The sequence below is a fragment of the Candidatus Symbiopectobacterium sp. NZEC135 genome, from assembly GCF_025962695.1.
In genome coordinates this window covers 1-593 of the sequence record NZ_JAGFPF010001330.1, presented here as the reverse complement: position 1 = coordinate 593, position 593 = coordinate 1, and the positions used below count along the sequence as shown (strand labels likewise).

Sequence of the window (593 nt, the reverse complement as noted above, 5' to 3'; positions counted from 1 at the left end):
GGCACGCGCCTTCATCCATTCTGGCTTCTGAAATTCGCTGAACACGCTGCCCGGCGCATTGATCGCGGCGGCATACGCGTCGGACTCAACGGCAGCTTTAATATCTTTGGCAAACGGCTTATCGATATCATCAGCACGCACGGCAATCACGTTTTTCAGGTTTTCGTCCAGAATTTCCAGTTTAAGGGCGGTGGACAACTTCAGCCCGGCGGCAAACGCAAAGTTACCGTTAACCAGCGAGGCGGTTACGCTATCCAGCGTGCGCGGTAACTGGGCCGCTTCCAGCGGTTTGAATACCAGACCGCGCGGGTTATCAACAATATCTTTTTCTGATGCTTTGGTAGCATCAAGATCCGGTTTGATGGTGATCAACCCGAGCGATTGCAAAAAACGCAGTCCGCGCGCCAGATTGGTCGCATCGTTGGACAACGTAATCACGTCGCCTTTTTTCAACTCATCCAGCGAGTGAATTTTTTTGGAATAGAATCCCATGCTTGCCGTTGGCACGATGATCAGCTTCGCCAGCTTCAAGCCTTTGTCTGCCGCAAACTTTTCCAGATAGAGCGAATGCTGGAACAGGTTGGCATCAATGC

The 593-nt window shown here is 51.8% G+C and carries 1 protein-coding gene; it reads right to left on the bottom strand.

The genetic code is table 11. The features are described 5' to 3' along the window. Window positions 1-593, bottom strand: a 593-nt coding sequence (locus J5224_RS34105; protein ID WP_264629277.1) for a MetQ/NlpA family ABC transporter substrate-binding protein, incomplete at both ends; no start/stop codon positions are given.